Raw genomic sequence first — 19,637 nt, forward strand, 5'->3', positions numbered from 1 at the left:
AACCACCACAAACCCACAAAAGCAGGCCCATGCTGGCGTCCAAAAATTACTACAAAGAAAAAAATAAACTGCCTCCCCAACCCGACGGGGCACAAAAAAGGGAGACAAAAAAGTTGAACACAATCACATGCCAACCAATCCATCAATGCAGCCGAAACACTAAACAGTATTCAAAAAGATGCGTATTCCAACACCTTACCGGCACACACCAACCAACAAACCACCATTAGGTCCGCCGGCCAACAGACCAATCAACACACAACCATGCACACAAAAATAAAAAATAAGTACATTGGCACACTATTGAGTTCTCAAACAACATCCACACACCACAAGAAAATTAACCAAACGTTAACCTCTCAGCGGCGGCTCGTACCAACCTACCCAACAACCTGAACCAAGTCAAATCCTCGAGCCAAGTCAGTACAAAAGTCACTCAAAAGTAACCAACCGGCTACCTCTCGGCGACTTCGATAAAGTTACACCCAACCCCGAAAAACACACAAATCCCCAGCACACACCGTAAAAATGCGTACTGGGGAGAGGTTAATTTAGAAGATTTCTTCTTCCTGCGTCCTTTCGATGGTGGCTCCAAGCCGCGAAAGGTTCTCCACAAAGTGGGGATAGCCGCGGTCAATATGGAAGACATCGTGAACGGTCGTGGCTTCGTCTGCGCACAGCGCGGAGAGGACCAGGCCGGCTCCGGCGCGAATATCGGAGCTCCACACGTGCGTAGAAGAAAGATGTTCCTTACCGCGCACCACCACGTGGTGGCCATCTACTTGGGCATCGGCACCCAGGCGCAGCATCTCGTCAACGAAGCGGAACCGGGATTCAAAGACGTTCTCCGTGATCACGGTGGTTCCTTCGGCGATGGCGGAAATGCCGATGGCCATGGGTTGGAGGTCCGTCGGAAAGCCTGGGAAAGGCAACGTCTGGTAATCCACCGCGGTGGGGCGCTTTTCCATGCGCACGCGGAAGCCGTTTTCATAGGTTTCAATATCCGCACCGGCGGACTTCAGCTTTTCCAGCGGAAGGTGCAGGTGGCGCGGGGCAATGCCGCCGACGGTGATATCGCCTTGCGTCATGGCGGCGGCATAAGCCCAAGTGCCGGCCACGATGCGGTCACCGATGACCTCGTGCTCCGTGGGATTGAGCCGCTCGACTCCGTGGATGGTGACCTCAGAGGTACCCTCGCCCTCGATATTGGCACCCATGGATTTCAACATCTCGCACAGGTCCACGATCTCTGGCTCGCGGGCGGCATTGTGGAGGACGGTGGTGCCTTCGGCCAAGACGGCGGCGGTCAAAATGTTTTCCGTCGCACCAACGGAAGGAAAGTCCAAGCGGATGGTGGAGCCGCGAAGCTCGGAGGCCTCAGCCACCACGGCGCCGTGTTCGATGCGGGTGGTGGCGCCGAGCTTTTCCAAGCCGGTCTGGTGCATATCGAGCGGGCGGGAGCCAATGGCGTCACCGCCGGGCAGCGCTACCTTGGCATGCCCGCAGCGCGAGGTCAGTGGGCCTAGGACGCATACCGATGCCCTGAATTGGCGAACCGCATCAAAGTCCGCGTTCGATTGCGGCTTCGCGGGGGTGGTGATGCGAACGGTACTGCCATCGATTGTCACCTCGCAGCCCAAGCCTTCGAGCACCTTCTTCATCAAAGGTACGTCCAGAATCTCTGGGCAATTGGTCAGCGTCGTCGTCCCCTCCGCCAACAATGCGGCGGCCATGAGCTTAAGGACGCTGTTTTTCGCGCCATCTACTTTGACGGTGCCTGCAAGGCGGGCACCGCCGGAAACAATAAACTGATCTTTCACAGGTTTCTACGCTACCGGTTATCAGGGCAACGCGCCGATCCGGCGGGCAGCATTGACGGCTTCGTAGCGGGTATGCGCCCCCAACTTGCGCATTACAGAGCGCAGGTAGGACTTCACGGTTTCGGCGCCAATGCCCATTTCTTCTGCCGCTTCGACATTGGTGTGGCCGAGCGCCACGCAGGAAAGGACATCGAGCTCGCGGGCAGAAAGCTTGGTTGATTGCTTGACGCGCACGGGAGAAACCATCTGATCACACAGTGCCTCAAGTTCCTTGCGCAATTCCTCGTCCTCGACGCGGTTGGCCAGCATGCGCAGCTTGGAATGGGTGGAACGAACCTGTTCCCATTCCGCACCGTTCATGGCGTGACCGCGGGAAGTGCCTCCCTTGCCGCCATCGGCGCGGCGCATCGCGGAATTGACCGCAAGGTCTTGCTCCAGGGTCCGGGCCGTCATCGTTACTTCCTCGATGACCTTATCTCCCAAGCGCACCGGGGAGTGCACGCCAACGTAGAGCACTCCGCGGATTTCACGCTGCACAGTAACGGGCACGGCCACGATCGAGTGCAGGCCTTCGTCTTGAATGACGCTGTCGTTCTCGTGGGAAATGGTGGTAGCCCGCGTGTAGTCCGATACGCCCACCGCGCGGCGGGTGGTAATCACGCGCCCGCCGACGCCCACGCCGGCATCGATAAGCAGATTCTGCAGCGCCGGCGTACGCAGGCCCACCCACTGGGTAATTTGCAGGCGGTTATCCGCCAATAATGTCGCGTACATCGTCACCGGGATTCCGGTGGCGGTTTTGAGGGACGACAGTGCCGCGCGTACGGATTCTTCATCATCTTTGAGGCGATGCGACTCCATGAGACTCTTTCCTCGTCGGGGGTAACCAAGCAGGTGCACCCGATATCCCCGAAAACTTGGGGACCAGCGGGTAACTACGTGGAATTATAGACAGCAAGTGGGGGTAATTCGAAATCGCCTCTTTGTTTCCCCAGCGGTGAATCCCACATTCCATGCCCGAATAGGCTGTCTGTAATAAATATACCACTCTGTCTACTTAAGTAGTGTATCCTTACGCTTGTACCTGATTTGACCGCGAATCTGATTCCCAAAGGAGTCTTAATAAATGGCTATTTATAACAATGTCCTGGAGACCATCGGCGGTACCCCGCTCATCCGCATCAACCGCCTAGCAGAGGGCAAGGGCGCCACCGTGCTGGCCAAGGTAGAGTCCTTTAACCCTGGTAACTCCGTGAAGGACCGCATCGGTCTGGCCATCATCAAGGCCGCCGAGGAGTCCGGTGAGCTGAAGCCGGGCGGCACCATCGTTGAAGCTACCTCCGGTAACACCGGCATTGCCCTGGCACTGGCCGGCGCAACCTTGGGCTACGACGTCGTCCTCACCATGCCAGAGACCATGTCCAACGAGCGCAAGGTGCTGCTGCGCGCATACGGTGCAGAAATCATCCTGACCCCGGGCGCTGCCGGCATGCAGGGTGCGGTTGACAAGGCCAACGAGGTCGTCGCCGAGCGCGGCAACGCCATCCTGGCTTCCCAGTTCGCTAACGAGGCCAACCCCAAGATCCACGAGGCCACCACCGGCCCGGAGATCTGGGAAGACGCCGAGGGCAATGTCGATGCCTTCGTCGCTGGCGTCGGCACCGGCGGCACCATCACCGGTGCAGGCCGCTACCTGAAGTCCAAGAACCCAGACGTCTACCTCGCAGCCGTTGAGCCGGCTGACTCCCCTGTCCTGTCTGAAGGCCAGGCCGGCCCGCACAAGATCCAGGGCCTGGGCGCCAACTTCGTGCCGGACGTGCTCAACCGCGAGCAGCTGGATGAGGTTCTGACCGCTTCCCTCGAGGAGTCCATCAAGCTTTCCCGCGCTCTTGCCACCGAGGAAGGCCTGCTGGTTGGTATTTCCGCCGGCGCAAACCTCTCCGCCGCACTGAAGCTGGCCGAGCGCCCTGAGTTCGAGGGCAAGACCATCGTCGTTGTCCTGCCGGACTTTGGTGAGCGCTACGTTTCCACCGTTCTTTTTGAGGACATCCGCGAGGCATAATTAGCCCCGCCACCTAGTCCGTGAATAAAAGGCACCCGTCAAGCTTGGCGGGTGCCTTTTTGTGACCAGTACTATAGTCCCCATGAGCATTATTAAATATATCCGCGAAGATTTAGCCAATGCCCGCGACCACGACCCTGCCGCCCGCGGCGACGTTGAAAATGCGATCGTCTATTCCGGCCTGCACGCCATCTGGTCTCACCGCGTCTCCCACTGGCTATGGAAGCGCGGCCTGCGGGGCCCTGCGCGCATCCTGGCCCAAATTAACCGCTTTTTTACCGGCATTGAGATCCACCCAGGCGCCACCATCGGGCGCCGCTTCTTTATCGACCACGGGATGGGCATTGTCATCGGCGAAACCGCGGAAATTGGCGATGGCGTCATGCTCTACCACGGCGTGACGCTCGGCGGTCAGGTGCTCACCCAGACCAAGCGCCACCCCACGGTGGAAGATAACGTCACCATCGGCGCAGGCGCCAAGGTCTTAGGCCCCATCACCATCGGGGCTGGTTCCGCCATCGGCGCCAATGCCGTGGTGACGAAAGACGTCCCGGCCGACCACATCGCCGTGGGCATCCCCGCCCAAAACCGGCCTTCAAATAGGCATGAGCGGGTCAAACTCGTGGATCCGGACTACTACATCTAAATAGACTAAAAGCGGCCTACAGGCTTATGTGGGCCGCTTTTTGCTGTGCTTAACCGCGCAGCAGATCCTGGTATTCGGAGTTCTTGTCCATAAAGTGCGCCACTGCGGAACAGGTGGCGATGACCTTCATGCCGGCCTCCCGGGTTTCATCGAGGGCCGCCTTAATCAACGGCGAGGACAAGCCCTGGCCGCGGAAGTCATCCCCGATGACCGTGTGATTAAATTCGCGGGTATCACCGGAATCTACGTACTCGCAGATTCCTGCCTCCACACCATCAACGGTGAGCACGAAACGGGACAAATCGGACTGATGAGAAATTGCTTTTTCCATGTCCCCCATTAAACCAAAAATGGCCCCTCCTTGATAATAAGAAGGGACCATAGTTGTGGCCAGAGCCAGGATCGAACTGGCGACCCCACACTTTTCAGGCGTGTGCTCTACCGACTGAGCTATCTGGCCAGAAACCCGAAGGTTTCCGCGACCTTGACGGGACTTGAACCCGCGACCTCCGCCGTGACAGGGCGGCGCGCTAACCAACTGCGCCACAAGGCCATTTTCAGTTTTGTGTGCCCCTTGGGCACGGGTAGTTACTTTACACAGACGCCTCGAAACAACACAAATCAGCACTACAAAGGCGGTTTTCCCGCGCTTGCCGATGCCCCTGCATCAAGGTGACACCACCACACAGCGGCCTAAAACCAAAAAAGAACAGCACCCGCCGAAGCGTGTACTGTTCAGAATGCGACCTTGACGGGACTTGAACCCGCGACCTCCGCCGTGACAGGGCGGCGCGCTAACCAACTGCGCCACAAGGCCAAATGAGAAATTATTTAGAACCAACACGAAAGTGTTGGTACCCCCAACGGGATTCGAACCCGTGCCGCTGCCGTGAAAGGGCAGTGTCCTAGGCCGCTAGACGATGGGGGCCAGTCGCTTCTTGGCGACTTCTAGAAATATACTGGAGACATCACCAAGAAACAAAATCGCTCCCCCAGAAGGAATTTTTACCATGTCTGAGCAGCAGAAAACTTGTTCCTGCCACGAGCCGGATGTACACGGATACAACGCCGATAGCAAGAGCAAAGCGCGTTATCTGGCGCGCCTGAAACGCATCGAAGGCCAGGCGCGCGGGATTCACCGCATGGTCGATGAGGACCAGTACTGCATCGATATCATCACCCAAATCTCCGCGGTGACCTCCGCACTAGAGAACGTCTCTCTGGCGCTCTTAGAGGACCATATAGAGCACTGCGTGGCCGGTGCGGCGGCCGAGGACGGCGAGGTGGCTAAGGAGAAGCTAGCGGAGGCTATGCACGCCATTAAGAAGCTCGTGAAAAACTAGAAAAGGAGCCGCCCGAAGGCGGCTCCTGATGTGGGCCCTGTGGGGATCGAACCCACGACCTGCGGATTAAAAGTCCGTAGCTCTACCAACTGAGCTAAAGGCCCAACGTCACTCTATATTAGCGTGTTGACTTTTAGATCTCCTAATTCACCCCTCGCCTGAGAGTATCCACACACAGCAAAAGGAGGGCTTCCCAACCGGGAGGCCCTCCTTTGCCATGGCGGTGGAGATTAACCGCGCATGTCACCCTTTTCCATGAAGTTAACCTGGAAGTCGAAGGCGGACTTCAGGTCGTGCGGGGTGTGCTGGAACTTGTTTTCCTTCGCACGCTCGTAGTACTCCTCCAACAGCGGACGGTAGTCCGGGTGAGCCACGGCGATAATCTTCTCTACGCGCTGCTTTGGAGCCAGGCCACGCAGGTCAGCCACACCGTATTCGGTGATGATGACCATGGTGTCGTGCTCGGTGTGGTCCGTGTGGGATACAAACGGAACCAGAGCGGAGATGGCGCCATCCTTCGCGATGGACGGGGACACGAAGGTGGAGATGTACGCGTTACGGGTGAAGTCACCAGAGCCACCGGTGCCGTTCATGATGCGGGAACCGGACACGTTGGTGGAGTTGATGTTGCCGTAGATATCTCCCTCGATCATGCCGTTGGAAGAAATCAGGCCGACGCGGCGGATGACTTCAGGGTGGTTGGAAATCTGCTGCGGGCGCAGGATGATGTGGTTGCGGTAGCGGTCTGCCTCCGCGTTCATCTTTTCTGCGTACTCTGGCGACAATGCGAAGGAGGTTGCAGAAGCCACGGTCATCTTGCCGGCATCGATAAGGTCCAGCATGCCGTCCTGGATGACCTCGGTGTATGCCTGGATGTTTTCGAACTTGGAGTCCAACAGGCCTGCCATCACGGCGTTCGGCACGTTACCCACGCCGGACTGCATGATGAACTTGTCGTACTCAAGGCGGCCTGCGGCTACCTCGCCCTCCAGGAACTCGATGAAGTTAGCGGCGATCTTCTCAGAGGTCTCGTCCGGCTCGCGGAATGGAGCGTTGCGGTCTGGGGAGTTGGTCTTAACAACTGCAACGACCTTCTCCTCTGGGATCTCCATGTAGGTGGTACCGATGCGGTCGCCCGGCTTGTTAATCGGGATGGGCTGGCGGTTAGGCAGCTTGTCGATGCGGTAGATGTCGTGCATGCCCTCGAGGTTCTCGGACTGCCACTCGTTGATCTCGATGATGATCTTGTCTGCAGCCTCGACGAACTCGAGGTTATTGCCCACTGCGGAGGAGGGCACGATATGGCCTTCCTCGGTAATGCGTACGGCCTCGATGATGGCTACCTGGAAGTCACCGTAGAAGCCCTCTTCTACCTGCTGGCCCAGATGGGACAGGTGAATGTCCTGGTAGAGCGCGGTGCCATCGTTGAACTGCTTACGCAGCAGTGGGTCAGAGTTGTACGGGGAGCGGAAGTTAATGGCTTCCGCCTCTGCCAAAACACCGTCGCAGTCCGGGGCGGTAGAAGCACCGGAGAAGAGGTCAATCTTGAACTCTTCGCCCTTGTCATGCAGCGCCTTCGCCTTATCTGCAATGGCGGTAGGCAGACCCTTAGGGTAACCGGCGCCGGTGAAGCCGGAGATGCCTACGCGGTCACCATTGTTGACGTGCTTCGCAGCCTCCTCTGCAGAAACTACGAGCTTCTCAAACGGGGCGTATGCGATTCTATCGGACAACTGTCATCCTCCTTTATCTGCGAGTAGACCGGGGTTACGGCCAACCCAATTTAGTTACACAGACCACAGTAGCGAAAATTAACGTTTTTGCCACCATCATTGTGTGATCTTCACCCCAATCATGGGAATCCTCGGTAACCACCACCTTGCTGTTAGTTGCTAAATTCCGCCGTTAACGAGCACAATTAGGGCGTGAATTTGCGCATTGGAAAGTATGACCTCTCCTCCCCCGTCATCCTCGCCCCCATGGCGGGGGTAACCAACGTTGCCTTCCGCACGTTGTGCCGGGAGCAGGAGCTGGCCCGCACCGGGACGGTATCGGGCTTGTATGTCTGCGAGATGGTCACCGCCCGCGCCCTGGTGGAGCGCAACGAGAAAACCATGCACATGACCACCTTTGCCCCGGATGAAGATCCGCGTTCCCTGCAGATTTATACGGTGGACCCGGAATACACCTATAAGGCCGCCAAGATCATCGTGGATGAGAACTTGGCCGATCATATCGACATGAATTTCGGTTGCCCCGTCCCCAAGGTGACCAGGCGTGGCGGCGGCTCTGCTCTGCCCTATAAGCGCCGCCTGTTTGGCAATATCGTCTCTGCTGCCGTCAAGGCCACCGAGGGCACGAATATCCCCGTCACGGTGAAGATGCGCGTGGGCATCGACGACGAGCACCACACGCACCTCGATGCCGGACGCATCGCCGTGGATTCCGGCGCCGCCGCCGTGACCTTGCACGGGCGCACGGCCGCGCAGCGCTATTCCGGCGATGCCCGGTGGGATGAGATCGCCCGGCTCAAAGAGCACCTGGCGGATACCGGCGTTCCGGTATTGGGCAACGGCGATATTTTCCGCGCCGATGATGCCCGCCGCATGATGGAGGCCACGGGCTGCGATGGCGTGCAGGTCGGCCGCGGTTGCCTGGGCCGGCCGTGGCTCTTCGCGGAGCTGGGCGCTGCCCTGCGCGGCGAGTCCATCCCCGCCGAGCCCACCTTGGGCGAGGTCACCCAGGTCATCCTCCGCCACGCAGAGCTACTCGCTCAGCACGAGGGCGAGGATCACGCATCCAGGGACATCCGCAAGCACATTGGCTGGTACCTGCGCGGCTTCCCCGTCGGCGGGCAGGTCCGCGCCGGCTTGGCCAAGGTGGATTCCTTAGAGAGCCTGCGCGAATTGCTGGCGCCCTGGGCGGATTCTGATGCTTTGGCTGCCGATGCCGATGGTGCGCGCGGGCGCCAGGGCTCGCCCTCCAAGGTCGCGCTTCCCGATGGCTGGCTTGATGACCCCGAGGACGAATTCGTTCCGGTTGGCGCCGATATTTACAACTCCGGCGGCTAAACCCACACTGGTGTGACTCAGCAAGCATTTGCGCGGTTTGTGAGCTATCATTTCCTGCATGCGTACTGCCTACCGTGAGCATCTGGACAACTTCTCGCACGACCTCATCGTCATGTGCGATACCGTCCGCACCATCATGGATAAGGCCTCCCAGGCGCTGCTCGATCGCGCCCTGGAACCCGCGGAGCAAGCGCTTAGCCTCACCGAAGAACTCGATGAGATTCGCTCGCGCTGCTCCGAACGCGCGGTAAAGCTCCTGGCGTTGGAAAATCCCATGGCCCAGGATCTGCGCCAGGTGGTATCTTCCATTTACATCGTCGAAGACCTCTTCCGCATGGGACAGCTAGCCCAGCACATTGCCGATGCCGCGCGCCGCCGCCACCCAGAGGCCGTCGTGCCCGCTGAATACCTCGGGTTCATGGAAGAAATGTTCCGCCTGACCCAGGAAATGGGTTCGGTGGTGCACGATATTTTGGTCACCCCGGATGCCGAGCTCTCCGTTAACCTGCGTTCCGATGATGATGCCGTGGACGATATTAACCACCACCTGCTGCGCATCCTCACCCAGCGCGAATGGGAAGGGACGGTGCGCCAGGCCGTAGAGACGGCACAGATTACCCGCTACTACGAGCGCTACGCCGATCACTGCGTTTCCGTGGCTGGGCGCATCATTTACTTCGCCACCGGCCTATTGCCGGAAGAGTTTGAAAGAAAACTCCAAGAGGATCAAAAGGACGCCGAGTTCGAGGCCCGCATGAGCGAATTGGAACGCCAATTCCGCCGCTAGGACCATAGACCTAAAACTGCCACAAGGGCGGTACCTCCCTGCGCTGGAGGTACCGCCCTTGTCGGACAATCAGGGGCTACGTATTAGCCGAAGCGGCCGGAAATGTAGTCTTCGGTCTCCTTCTGGGAAGGGTTCTCAAAGATGCGGGTGGTTTCATCGAATTCCACCAGGTGGCCCGGCTTACCGGTAGCTTCCAAGGAGAAGAAGCCGGTCTTATCGGACACGCGGGCGGCCTGCTGCATGTTGTGGGTCACGATGACGATGGTGAAGTTTTCCTTCAGCTCGTGGATAAGATCCTCCACGGCCAAGGTAGAAATTGGGTCCAGTGCGGAGCAGGGCTCGTCCATCAGCAGGACTTCTGGCTCCACGGCAATCGCGCGGGCGATACACAGGCGCTGCTGCTGACCACCAGAAAGGCCGCCGCCCGGCTTATCCAGGCGGTCCTTGACCTCGTCCCAGAGGTTTGCGCCGCGCAGGGACTGTTCGGCGACTTCCTTGAGCTTCTTCTTATTCTTTTCACCGGATAGCTTCAGGCCGGCAACCACGTTGTCCTCGATGGACATGGTGGGAAATGGGTTGGCCTTCTGGAAGACCATGCCGATGGTATTGCGCACGGATACGGGGTCCACCTTGGGGCCGTAGATATTGGTGCCATCGAGCAGGATCTCGCCCTTGACGGATGCGCCAGGGATGACCTCGTGCATGCGGTTCAAGGTGCGCAACACGGTGGACTTACCGCAGCCGGAGGGGCCGATGAAGGCGGTCACGGCCTGCGCCGGGATCTGCATATTTACGTTCTGTACGGCGTGAAAATCGCCGTAGAAAATATCGACGTCATTGAGCTCGAGCTTAGACATTGTGGAGGTTTCTCCTCTTAAGGGGTGTATAAGTGGCGGAATCGAGTGCGGCTATTTCTTGACCGAGAACTTCGCGGAAATTACGCGCGCCGCAATATTGAGGATGGCGATGAGGATAACCAGCGTCAGCGCTGCGCCCCACAGCTTATCCAGCACGGCAGGTTGCGCGCCGGCCTTGTACATATCAAGCATCATCAGCGGCAGCGAAGACTGCGAGCCCTTAAACGCGTCCCAGTTGATGACCGAGGAGGAACCAACCAAGACCAGCACTGGGGAGGATTCACCCATCACGCGGGCAATGGCCAGCATGATGCCGGTCACAATGCCGGACAGGGCGGTTGGCAGCACGATGCGTGCGATGGTTTTCCACTTGGGCACGCCGAGCGCATAGGAAGCCTCGCGCAGGTCCATGGGAACCACGCGCAGCATCTCTTCGGTATTGCGCACCACGATGGGAATCATCAACAGGACCAAGGACAGGGCGACGGCAAAGCCGGAGCGGCCAAAGCCAAAGAGCGTAATCCACATGGCGAAGATGAACAGCGCCGCCACGATGGAGGGCACGCCCGACAGGATGTCCACCATGAAGGTTGTGGTGCGGCCGAGCCAGCCACCCTTGGAGTATTCCACCAGGTAGATGGCGGTAAAGATGCCGATCGGGATGGATAAGATGGATGCTAGGGCGGTCTGGACAAAGGTACCGACGATGGCGTGGGCGGCACCGCCGCCTTCGGCGCTATTCATCACGCCGCGCTGGGACAGCGTCCACCAGTCAGCGGAGAAAATCACGCCGCTACCGCGCGAGATGAGCTCCCAGAGGACCCAGATCAAAGGGACCATCGCCAAGGCCATAGCGGCCCATACAACGACGGTGGCAATACTATTGGCCGCCTTGCGGGAACCGGAGATTTCCAGGAAGGTTGCCCCACCAGCGGAGGCAGGCTTGTTATTTGTCGTAGTAGTCATTGTTGTCCTTCCTTACTTGCTCTTCACGATGGCGCGGGCAATGGCGTTGACCACGAACGTCAGCAAGAACAGCATCAAACCGGCAGCGATATATGCACCGGCGCGCGTCTCGTTACCGAACTCGGCAGCGGCGAGGGCGATGGCCGTGGCGAAGGTAGTGCCGCCATCGAAAAGCGAGAAGCGGAAGTCCACCAGCGGCGAGACCACCATGTACAGCGCCATGGTCTCACCCAAAGCGCGGCCCAAGCCGAGCATGGAGCCGGCGACGTAGCCGGACATACCGAAGGGCAGGACGGTCATGCGGATGACTTCCCAGCGCGTAGCGCCCAGTGCCAGGGCGGACTCGATCTGGCCGGGAGGGGTTTGCACGAAGACCTCGCGGGCGGTGGCGGCGATAATCGGCAGGATCATCACGGCGAGCACGATGCCACCGGTAAAGAGGTTGCGGCCGGTAGCAAAGGCGGGCGAATTATCGTAATGGGTAAACAGGAAGAACCCGCCGGCCCAGGATTCCAACCAGGTGTAGAAGCCGGACAGGGCCGGACCGAGGACCTGCCAACCCCACAGGCCGTAGACGATGGACGGCACGGCGGCCAGCATGTCCACCAAGAAACCCAGCGGCTTAACCAGGCGTGCCGGGGCGTAGTTGGACAAGAAGATGGCAATCGCAAGCGCCACTGGCATGGCCAAGATCAGGGCGAAGACCGAGATGAGGACGGTGGTGCCGAACATGGTCGGGATACCGAACTTCATCGCGGAGGTATCGGTGGTCTCCCACCGCTCACCGTGGGTGAAAAAGCCCAGCAGGCCATTCTCGTTCACGCTGAGCGCCGGCACGGCGCGCCAGATGAGGAAGGCAGCAATCGCCGCGATCATCACGGTAATCAGCGTGGCAGAGGCCGTGGAGAGGAATTCGAAAATGCGGTCACCGGGGCGCTTGACGGAGCTACCGGAGCTGGAGGTAGCCAAGTCATTCTCGTTATCGCCACGGGTATGAGGCTGTTCAACGCCAGAGACGGGAAGGGTCTCCGAGGTCGATGCCTTGGTGAGATTATTGTCTGCCATGAGACGTACTAATCCTTATTTAAAGTGGAACAAAGGGTCATGCGTTACATGCCTGCGCCCCCAAAGCGCGTCTCGAGGGCGGCAGTGGGGGCGGGCGGAGCGTTATTTCGCGAGGTAAAGCGCAGTTTACGCCTTACTGCAGTGCGTCAACGGCGCTCTTCAGGCGGTCAAGGTGGTCACCCTTAACTGGGATGAAGCCCTGCTCTGCCAACTGGTCATCCTGGTGGTCCAGAACGTCGTTGAAGAAGATCTTGACCAGTTCAGCGGTCTCGTCATCGTAGCCAGCGGAGCAGACGATGTTGTAGGTGGTCAGGATGAGCGGGTATGCACCCTCTGCATCGGAAGCGAAGAGGGCCTTGGAGTCAACGACCATGTCGTTCTCGGAGGCGGTGTCCTTGAACTCTAGGTTCTCCAGGGCCTTGTTGACGGTATCGTCATTCAGCTCAACCGGGCCGTTGCCAAAGTCAATCTTGGCCTTCTTGACGCCGTCAGCTTCCTTCTGATCAGCGAAGCCGGCCTCAACGTAGGTGATGGCACCCTCGATGTTTGCAACCTGGTCAGCAACGCCGGAGGAACCGTTTGCGCCCTCACCTACAGCGTCAGGGAACTGCTTGCCTTCGCCGTCCCAGTTGCCGGTGGAGGCGTTCAGGAACTTCTGAAAGTTATCGGAGGTACCGGACTCGTCAGAACGGAAGATGACGTGGATGTCGGTGTCCGGCAGGTCTGCGCCCTCGTTATCAGCGGCAATGGCCTCGTCATTCCACTTCTTGATCTCGCCCTTGAATATCTTGGCAATGGTATCGGTGGAGAGGTTGATCTCCTGGTCGCCCAAGTTATAAGCGATGGCAACTGGCCCGATGGTGGAAGGCAGGTGCCATGCGTCGTTGCCGTCGCAACGCTCCTTGGCAGCCTCAATCTGGCCGTCGTCTTCCTTCAGCGGGGAGTCAGAACCAGCGAAGTCTGCCTGGCCGTTCAGGAATGCCTCAACACCCTTACCGGAGCCGGAAGCGGTATAGGACAGGTTTGCGTCTGGGTTGTCCTCTGCGAAGACGGTGCCGAAGTAGGACATTGCGTTCTGCTGGGAGGATGCGCCCTCACCAACAAGCTCGCCAGCGACGCCGCTGCCCTCGGAGGATCCCGAGGAGTCAGAGGAAGAGGAGGTGTCCTCAGAGCACGCTACGAGAGCGGTAGAGGTAGCGGCCACGAGGCCGAAGATAGCGGCAGAGCGCTTGAAGTTGCGAATCACGGGAAAACCCTTTCCGGTGCAGATCAGAGATTGATTGTCCGAGGAAACCGCATCCCCATCAAAGGGGAACCCACATCCCACGTCCGCTTTCGGCAGCGGGGTACAGGTGCGCAGGCGCGGCTTTCTCACAATCAGTAAAGCTAACCGGCGGAATTAACCAGCAGGGTGACGTGAGGTAAACACTTAATGAACATGCCAAGAAGCTGACATGACCTTAATCGCACTAGCCCCAGACAACGTGCTCTTCATCAACGGAAAAGCCCAGCCGCTTGTAGGCCTTCAGCGCCGGTTCATTATCCGCTTCCACGTACAAAATAACCCGCTGAGCTCCCTTTTCTACCATGCGGCGCAGGCCAATCTGTAGCAATGGACCGCCCAATTTTTGGCCGCGGTACGCCTCTGCAAGGCCCACCACGTAGACCTCACCAAAGCCGGGATCTTCTTCCTTGTGCCACTTGGTCCAGTGGAAGCCAGCCAGGGTCGGGTGCCCCTGCTCTTTTTCGTCCCAGAAGAACAAAACGTCCTTAGGATCGAACCACTCGGCCTCCATGCCGCGGTGCAGGCGCTCTAAATCCCAGCCGCCTTGTTCTGGGTGCCAATTAAAGGCCTCGTTATTAACGCGCAGCCACTCGTTTTCCACGGTGTCCTTGCCCCACTTGTCCACCGCTTCGCTGTAATTGGCGGCTTGTAGCGGAAGCTCGCCTACGTGGGCTGCGCTATCCAGATCACTGCCCTCGATGCCCATGACCACGAGGGTGCGGGTGACCTTCAGGTCGCGGGAATTAGCCAAGGCCTGAGCAGGCTTGCCGTTGCCATGCGCCCAGGTCTCGAGGTTGGTGGTGGCGTTAGCGGTGGCATCGTAAAGCGCGGTGCCATAGCCCTTGCCGCGATAATCGGGGGCGATAAAAAGCTCCGCGGTGGAATCCTCGCGGCTGGATACGCCAATGGGCTCGCCATCCAGCCAAGCCACCAAGTGCTTGTGATGCAGGCGCTCATCGCGCAGGCCATTGAGGAATTGCTCCGACAGCGGGGCGATGCCGTCGGTCTTTTCAGCGTGCGCTGCTAGTTCTTCCAGGGTACCCGCAAGCTCTGGGGAGGCGGGGAGGTTTTCTTCGGTGATATTCATGGTGCCCATAATACGTAGGCTAAATTTGAAGGCGTGAGTGTAGTCAAAGTCGACCGGCGCATTGTGCACGTCCTCATCGTGGTGGGCGTGGTCATTGCCGCATGGGTGGCCGATGCCTGCGTGGCCATGCATTCTGAGCACAAGATTGCCCAGGAGGTTAAGGAGAACTCCAGGCTGGAAAACTCGCCCCAGGTGTATATCGGCGGCACCCCGTACCTGTTGGCGGCAGGCTCCAAGGAAATTCCTTATCTGCAGGTCAAGGCGCTCGATGTGGAGGTTCCCAAGCTGGGCATGGTCAATGCCTCGACCGTGCTGCGCGATATTACCGTCACCCCTGAGCAGGTAGTAAGCGGCGATATTGAAGGCGCACCCGTATCCACGTATTCGCGCGGAATTTCCCTCGACGGCGTGGCGTTAGGCCGCCTTTTGGGCATTACCGATCTTTCCATTGCCAACCCGGATGATATTTCTCCCTCCGGCGGCGTTTCTGCCGAGGCGGAGCTTACCGGCACCCTGCCCGGCGATAAGGAAAAATCCACCGCTATGGTCACACTGCGCCTGGTGGGCCCGGAGTTCCGCATGGAGGTCTACGGAACCGATGATCCGCGCCTCAAGGAGGCGTTTTCCCTCAACTTCGATACACGCGAGCTCCCGCTGCCGGCGCAGGCCACCATGGTAAGGCTGCAGGGCGGCACCATTTACTTTGAGGTCCAGCGCCGCAATATCAAGGTCCAGATGGCCCAGCTATCCCCGCTGGAAATCGAGGGATCTGAGCAACGAGCCGTGGAAGAGGCCGAAAAGAAGGCGGCCGATACCGCCAATAAGGTAGGCCCCGCACCGAAAGAGGGTGAATCCTAGCGGAGGCGAATAAAGTCCCGCAGCACTTCCTGCACGGAGCGCTGGGCCACCTGCCGCCTGTCTTGCGGGGCGTAGACCTCGATGGCATCGGCCACAGAGGTCAGCGTCACGTGGCGGAAGGTCCCCTCGGATTCGCCATCGGCTTGGAAGCGCTGCGGGGTGTGGCAATCGAGCTCGACGCGCTTGGCGTCATCAAAGCCCAGGGTCTTTTCCTTCACCAGCCGCTTGAGCCAGCCGTGCTTATCGGCGCCAAAGAGGTGCAGCAGGCCGATGACCCCACGCACACCGCTGAGTTTTTCCAGACCGAAAAGGGCCAGGCCCTCATCGAAAGAATTGCGCGGGTTGGTCACGACCGGCAAGGGCCCCAAGAAGGTCCAGGGGTTGGTATTAGAGGTAAATAGGAGCGGGAAATCCTTCTTATGGAGCGTCTGCCCCAAGCGCGATTCCGCGTGCACCGTAATCTGCGGCGGGTTGCGGCGCGCGCGTAGCCAGGCCCGAATGGCCACGTTCAAGTAGCGCAGCGGGGTGGCGGAAAAGCCTTGTTCGCGGGCGCGGTCCACGCGTGCGAGGACGTCCGCATCCATGCCAAAGCCGGCGTTGACGGCAAACCAGCGTTCGTTCCAAGTGCCCAGGTAAATGGTGCGGCGCAGATCGCGCTCGAGCATGCGGGCCAGAACGTGGGTGGCCTCAACCGGCGTATTGGGAAAGCCGAGGGCGCGGACGAAGACGTTCGCGGATCCGGTGGGAATGACGGCGAGCGCCGGCACCTCGTTTGGGCTGGGGATATCTTCATCGGCCGGTCCCAGCAGGCCGTTGACAATCTCATTGACGGTGCCATCGCCGCCCACGGCAATGATGACATCATAATCATCCCTGGTAAGCCCCCGAACGATGTCTTCTGCATGCCCGGGGTAATGGGTGAATTTGACCAATAGGTGCATGCCTTCTACGGCCCGCAGGGCGGGCACGATTTGGCGAAAGAGCCCGTTGGATTGCGAGGTCGAATTGGGATTGGAAATCATCAGCGCATGCACAACGGACCAGTCTAGTAGTTAAAGCGGCCCCGGCACGACTAGGCTGGACGCCCATGAGCGAAAATACCGAGAACACCAATACCCCGAACGTCGAGACCGCCGCCGCGTCCCACCCGGAAAACACCTCCGGCGCGCTCAATGGCAATGACGCGGTCAACCAAGCCGCCGAGCAGTGGAAGGACGCGGCCAGCCACAATATCCCCGCCATTGAGCTTGGCGATGTCCCTGTTCCCGCCGATACCGCCAACCTGCGCCAGGGCCCGTCGCTACACGATGGCCTGCTGGGGCTCCTCCCCCTCGTAGGCGTCTGGCAGGGCGAGGGCCAGGCCCACGACACCGATGGCAGCGAATACACCTTTGGCCAGCAGCTGGTCGTCGCCCACGACGGCGAGAATTACCTGACCTTTAGCTCGCGCACCTGGAAGATCGATACCGAAGGCAAGCCGCAGGGCCCGTCTACCCGCGAGACCGGTTTCTGGCGCATCTCCGCCAAGGATGAAATCGAGGTCACCTACACCTCTTCTACCGGCATCGTGGAAATCTTCTACGGCGAGCCCTTCAACGAGCGCGCTTGGCAGCTCGAATCCGCCTCCACCATGGTCACCGAGACCGGCCCGAAGAACCTGGGCCCCGGCAAGCGCATGTACGGCCTCATGCCCAATAACAACCTGGGCTGGGTAGATGAGCGCATGGTCGATGGCGAAATGCGCCCCTACATGTCCGCCGAGCTCACCCGCATCGCCGGCTAGAGCCGGCTAAGACTGGCTAGGCCCCTAGCGCGGCATCGATAAGCCCCCGGATTTCTTCCTCGTTATCCGGGGCTTTTAACGTTTTCTCATTCAGCTTGGTCACCCGCACCGCCACGCGCACGGAAGAGACCAGCCACACCGAGTCGGACTTTTCTAAGTACTCCACCGTCAGCGGCTTGGCCTTGCAGCGATAGCCGCGGTCCTGGGCGTAATCAAAGAGCGCGGCCTGCGTAGTGCCGGGCAAAATGCCGCGGCCGGCGGCGGTGCGCAGCTTCTTTCCCCGCACCGCCACCACGGTAGAGGTAGCGCCCTCTAAGATTTCGCCGGTATCTGGATCCGTCAGGATGAGATCGTCGTAGCCCTTGTCCTTGGCCATGCGCAGCATCGCCATCGTCGCGGCGTAGTTCAGCGTCTTGGCCGGTAGCTCTTCGGCCACGTGCCACAGGCGCGGGCTCGTCAGGACGGTAACGCCGGTGGTGCGTTGGCGAAGCGGGGCATCGCCAAGCGGCTGCACCGTCACCCACGCGGTGGGCACGCCGGTCGAGGCGCGGCCGCGGGTGTAGGTCCAGGTGCATTTGGCATCGGGATGATCGGCATCGGTACCGCAATAATCCGCGATCGCCAGCCGGGTCGCCTCCTCCCACTTGTGCATCGGCGGTTCCGGCAAATCGAGCGCCCGCGCCGAATCGCGAAAGCGCTGGGCGTGGCGGGCGAGATTGGCCGCCTTGCCGCCGCGGACCAGAAGCGATTCAAAGATGCCATCGCCGCGGGTCACGGCGGCATCATCGGCATAAACCAGCGGCAGGGAGGGCGAATGTTTGCGCACCGACCCACCAAAGGGTTCCACGACGTAGATGACCGGCTCTTTTCGCGGGGAGGGTTTCATAGACTCGATTATGCCCTACCATCGGTAGATGTGAGTTATTCTTCGCCACTTCTTCAACGCGCCGGTGCCGCCGAGCACCAGGACGCGACTGTACTCGATGCCCAAGGTGTGGCCTGGCACTATGGCAATCCCCTCGGGGAACAGCGTGCGGCCGAGACCGGGACCATCGCCATCGACCGCTCGCAACGCCGCGTGCTGCGCGTCAGCGGTGCGGATGCGCCGGGGTTTCTTAATAACCTGCTCACGCAGAAGCTTGACGATGCCCCCTCCGGCTTCTCCGCCGGCGCCCTCGACCTAGATATCCAGGGCCATATTTTGCACCACATGGATATCACCCGCGCAGGCGAGGACTTCTACCTCGATCTGCCCGCCGCGCAGTTCGAATCCGCCCAGGACTTTTTGACCAAAATGGTCTTTTGGTCCGAGGTCACGGTCGAGGAAGCCGATATCGCCATCGTGACATTGCTGGGTGAAGCCGATATTCCTACCCCACCCACCGTGGTCTTTTCCCGCGAGGTGCAATGGCCGGGAATCAAGCGCGTTGACCTCGCCGTTCCGCGCGAAAAGTTCGTGGAATCCATGGCCGCCCTAGAGGCAGAGGGCGCGCGGCTGGCGGGGCTCATGGCCTTTACCGCCGAGCGCGTGCGCGCCCGCGAGCCGGAGCTTGCCGCCGACTTGGATAAGAAATCCATCCCGCACGAGGTTCCGCAGTGGATTAGCCGCAGCGATGCTGACCCCGCCCACGTGCACCTAAATAAGGGCTGCTACCGCGGCCAGGAAACCGTGGCGCGCGTGGAAAACCTGGGCCGCTCTCCCCGCCTTTTGGTGCTCCTCCACCTCGACGGATCCGCGCCGGAGAGGCCGAATGTGGGCGATGACATTTCATTTAATGGACGTAAGGTAGGTCGCATCGGCACCATCGTGGATGACTGCGATTTCGGCCCCATCGCCTTAGGTCTAGTCAAGCGTTCTGCGCTAGATGCAGGCACATTGGACATCGGCGATACCGCGGCGTCGATCGATGCGTCCTCCATCCCCGAAGATGAGGGCCCAAAGGCCGGGCGCGAGGCGGTAAACCGGCTGCGCGGGCGGTAGATTTTCCACTCATCGGGGGGCCGGTG

General features: G+C 59.7%; 19 protein-coding genes and 5 tRNA genes. 8 read left to right on the top strand and 16 right to left on the bottom strand.

Annotated features, from left to right (window positions below):
* Window positions 1-551: 551 nt before the first annotated feature.
* Window positions 552-1,820 carry a UDP-N-acetylglucosamine 1-carboxyvinyltransferase gene (gene murA / locus ACP8IT_RS09740; protein ID WP_023017906.1) on the bottom strand — a complete coding sequence of 423 codons (1,269 nt, stop codon included), beginning with the start codon at window positions 1,818-1,820 and terminating at the stop codon, window positions 552-554.
* Window positions 1,821-1,841: 21 nt separating this feature from the next.
* Window positions 1,842-2,681: an acetate metabolism transcriptional regulator RamA gene (gene ramA / locus ACP8IT_RS09745; protein WP_284632066.1), complete on the bottom strand. Its 840-nt coding sequence runs from the start codon at window positions 2,679-2,681 to the stop codon at window positions 1,842-1,844.
* A 265-nt stretch (window positions 2,682-2,946) separates the two neighbouring features.
* On the opposite strand from ramA, the gene cysK reads away from it, so the two are divergent.
* Window positions 2,947-3,882: a cysteine synthase A gene (gene cysK, locus ACP8IT_RS09750; RefSeq protein ID WP_237801733.1), complete on the top strand. Its 936-nt coding sequence runs from the start codon at window positions 2,947-2,949 to the stop codon at window positions 3,880-3,882.
* Between the two features lie 82 nt (window positions 3,883-3,964).
* Window positions 3,965-4,528, top strand: coding sequence for a serine O-acetyltransferase EpsC (epsC, locus tag ACP8IT_RS09755; RefSeq protein WP_005279637.1), 564 nt, complete (start codon window positions 3,965-3,967; stop codon window positions 4,526-4,528).
* Between the two features lie 49 nt (window positions 4,529-4,577).
* Here epsC and ACP8IT_RS09760 read toward each other — a convergent pair whose 3' ends face one another.
* The 5 genes from ACP8IT_RS09760 to ACP8IT_RS09780 form a co-directional block, all read right to left on the bottom strand.
* The gene (locus tag ACP8IT_RS09760) at window positions 4,578-4,859 is read right to left on the bottom strand and encodes a GNAT family N-acetyltransferase (protein WP_167530828.1); all 282 of its coding nucleotides are present in this window, start codon (window positions 4,857-4,859) and stop codon (window positions 4,578-4,580) included.
* Between the two features lie 56 nt (window positions 4,860-4,915).
* Window positions 4,916-4,988, bottom strand: a tRNA-Phe gene (locus tag ACP8IT_RS09765).
* 19 nt (window positions 4,989-5,007) lie between these two features.
* Window positions 5,008-5,081, bottom strand: a tRNA-Asp gene (locus ACP8IT_RS09770).
* A 190-nt stretch (window positions 5,082-5,271) separates the two neighbouring features.
* Window positions 5,272-5,345: transfer RNA gene (locus ACP8IT_RS09775), tRNA-Asp, on the bottom strand.
* 35 nt (window positions 5,346-5,380) lie between these two features.
* Window positions 5,381-5,456 (bottom strand) — tRNA-Glu (locus ACP8IT_RS09780).
* A gap of 82 nt (window positions 5,457-5,538) precedes the next feature.
* On the opposite strand from ACP8IT_RS09780, the gene ACP8IT_RS09785 reads away from it, so the two are divergent.
* Window positions 5,539-5,871 (top strand): metal-sensitive transcriptional regulator, encoded by a 333-nt coding sequence (locus tag ACP8IT_RS09785; protein ID WP_005279633.1) that lies wholly within the window; start codon window positions 5,539-5,541, stop codon window positions 5,869-5,871.
* Window positions 5,872-5,902: 31 nt separating this feature from the next.
* On the opposite strand, the gene ACP8IT_RS09790 is transcribed toward ACP8IT_RS09785, so the two are convergent.
* Together ACP8IT_RS09790 and scpC are read right to left on the bottom strand one after the other, a co-directional pair.
* A tRNA-Lys gene (locus tag ACP8IT_RS09790) sits at window positions 5,903-5,975 on the bottom strand.
* Window positions 5,976-6,101: 126 nt separating this feature from the next.
* Window positions 6,102-7,604: a succinyl-CoA:acetate CoA-transferase ScpC gene (scpC, locus tag ACP8IT_RS09795; RefSeq protein ID WP_005284616.1), complete on the bottom strand. Its 1,503-nt coding sequence runs from the start codon at window positions 7,602-7,604 to the stop codon at window positions 6,102-6,104.
* 192 nt (window positions 7,605-7,796) lie between these two features.
* Between scpC and dusB the strand changes: the two genes are divergently transcribed.
* The gene (gene dusB / locus ACP8IT_RS09800; RefSeq protein WP_023029195.1) at window positions 7,797-8,942 is read left to right on the top strand and encodes a tRNA dihydrouridine synthase DusB; all 1,146 of its coding nucleotides are present in this window, start codon (window positions 7,797-7,799) and stop codon (window positions 8,940-8,942) included.
* A gap of 58 nt (window positions 8,943-9,000) precedes the next feature.
* A complete protein-coding gene (gene phoU / locus ACP8IT_RS09805) occupies window positions 9,001-9,729 on the top strand; it encodes a phosphate signaling complex protein PhoU (RefSeq protein ID WP_023029196.1) in 729 nt (242 codons plus the stop codon).
* Window positions 9,730-9,812: 83 nt separating this feature from the next.
* On the opposite strand, the gene pstB is transcribed toward phoU, so the two are convergent.
* The 5 genes from pstB to mshD all read right to left on the bottom strand — a co-directional run bounded on the left by pstB (window position 9,813) and on the right by mshD (window position 14,989).
* The gene (gene pstB, locus ACP8IT_RS09810; protein ID WP_005279626.1) at window positions 9,813-10,586 is read right to left on the bottom strand and encodes a phosphate ABC transporter ATP-binding protein PstB; all 774 of its coding nucleotides are present in this window, start codon (window positions 10,584-10,586) and stop codon (window positions 9,813-9,815) included.
* A 51-nt stretch (window positions 10,587-10,637) separates the two neighbouring features.
* Window positions 10,638-11,552, bottom strand: a complete 915-nt coding sequence (gene pstA / locus ACP8IT_RS09815; protein ID WP_005279624.1) for a phosphate ABC transporter permease PstA — start codon at window positions 11,550-11,552, stop codon at window positions 10,638-10,640.
* Between the two features lie 12 nt (window positions 11,553-11,564).
* Window positions 11,565-12,617 carry a phosphate ABC transporter permease subunit PstC gene (gene pstC, locus ACP8IT_RS09820; protein WP_023017909.1) on the bottom strand — a complete coding sequence of 351 codons (1,053 nt, stop codon included), beginning with the start codon at window positions 12,615-12,617 and terminating at the stop codon, window positions 11,565-11,567.
* Between the two features lie 133 nt (window positions 12,618-12,750).
* Window positions 12,751-13,863 carry a phosphate ABC transporter substrate-binding protein PstS gene (pstS, locus tag ACP8IT_RS09825; protein WP_490289990.1) on the bottom strand — a complete coding sequence of 371 codons (1,113 nt, stop codon included), beginning with the start codon at window positions 13,861-13,863 and terminating at the stop codon, window positions 12,751-12,753.
* A 223-nt stretch (window positions 13,864-14,086) separates the two neighbouring features.
* Window positions 14,087-14,989 (bottom strand): mycothiol synthase, encoded by a 903-nt coding sequence (mshD, locus tag ACP8IT_RS09830; protein ID WP_034657942.1) that lies wholly within the window; start codon window positions 14,987-14,989, stop codon window positions 14,087-14,089.
* A gap of 33 nt (window positions 14,990-15,022) precedes the next feature.
* Between mshD and ACP8IT_RS09835 the strand changes: the two genes are divergently transcribed.
* Window positions 15,023-15,847, top strand: coding sequence for an LmeA family phospholipid-binding protein (locus ACP8IT_RS09835; protein WP_023017912.1), 825 nt, complete (start codon window positions 15,023-15,025; stop codon window positions 15,845-15,847).
* Here ACP8IT_RS09835 and ACP8IT_RS09840 read toward each other — a convergent pair.
* Window positions 15,844-16,881, bottom strand: coding sequence for a diacylglycerol/lipid kinase family protein (locus tag ACP8IT_RS09840; RefSeq protein WP_156905115.1), 1,038 nt, complete (start codon window positions 16,879-16,881; stop codon window positions 15,844-15,846). The two genes, ACP8IT_RS09835 and ACP8IT_RS09840, sit on opposite strands and share 4 nt — an antisense overlap.
* A gap of 53 nt (window positions 16,882-16,934) precedes the next feature.
* Between ACP8IT_RS09840 and ACP8IT_RS09845 the strand changes: the two genes are divergently transcribed.
* Window positions 16,935-17,630, top strand: coding sequence for a heme-binding beta-barrel domain-containing protein (locus ACP8IT_RS09845; RefSeq protein WP_023017914.1), 696 nt, complete (start codon window positions 16,935-16,937; stop codon window positions 17,628-17,630).
* 16 nt (window positions 17,631-17,646) lie between these two features.
* Here the strand turns inward: ACP8IT_RS09845 and ACP8IT_RS09850 are convergent, their stop codons facing one another.
* On the bottom strand, window positions 17,647-18,516 hold the full coding sequence (locus ACP8IT_RS09850; RefSeq protein ID WP_239268327.1) for an aminodeoxychorismate lyase: 870 nt from the start codon (window positions 18,514-18,516) through the stop codon (window positions 17,647-17,649).
* A 30-nt stretch (window positions 18,517-18,546) separates the two neighbouring features.
* Here ACP8IT_RS09850 and ygfZ point away from each other — a divergent pair, with 30 nt between their 5' ends.
* Window positions 18,547-19,611 (top strand): CAF17-like 4Fe-4S cluster assembly/insertion protein YgfZ, encoded by a 1,065-nt coding sequence (gene ygfZ, locus ACP8IT_RS09855; protein WP_474899649.1) that lies wholly within the window; start codon window positions 18,547-18,549, stop codon window positions 19,609-19,611.
* Window positions 19,612-19,637 lie beyond the last annotated feature (26 nt).

It is taken from the genome of Corynebacterium sp. LaCa_23, assembly GCF_058182375.1.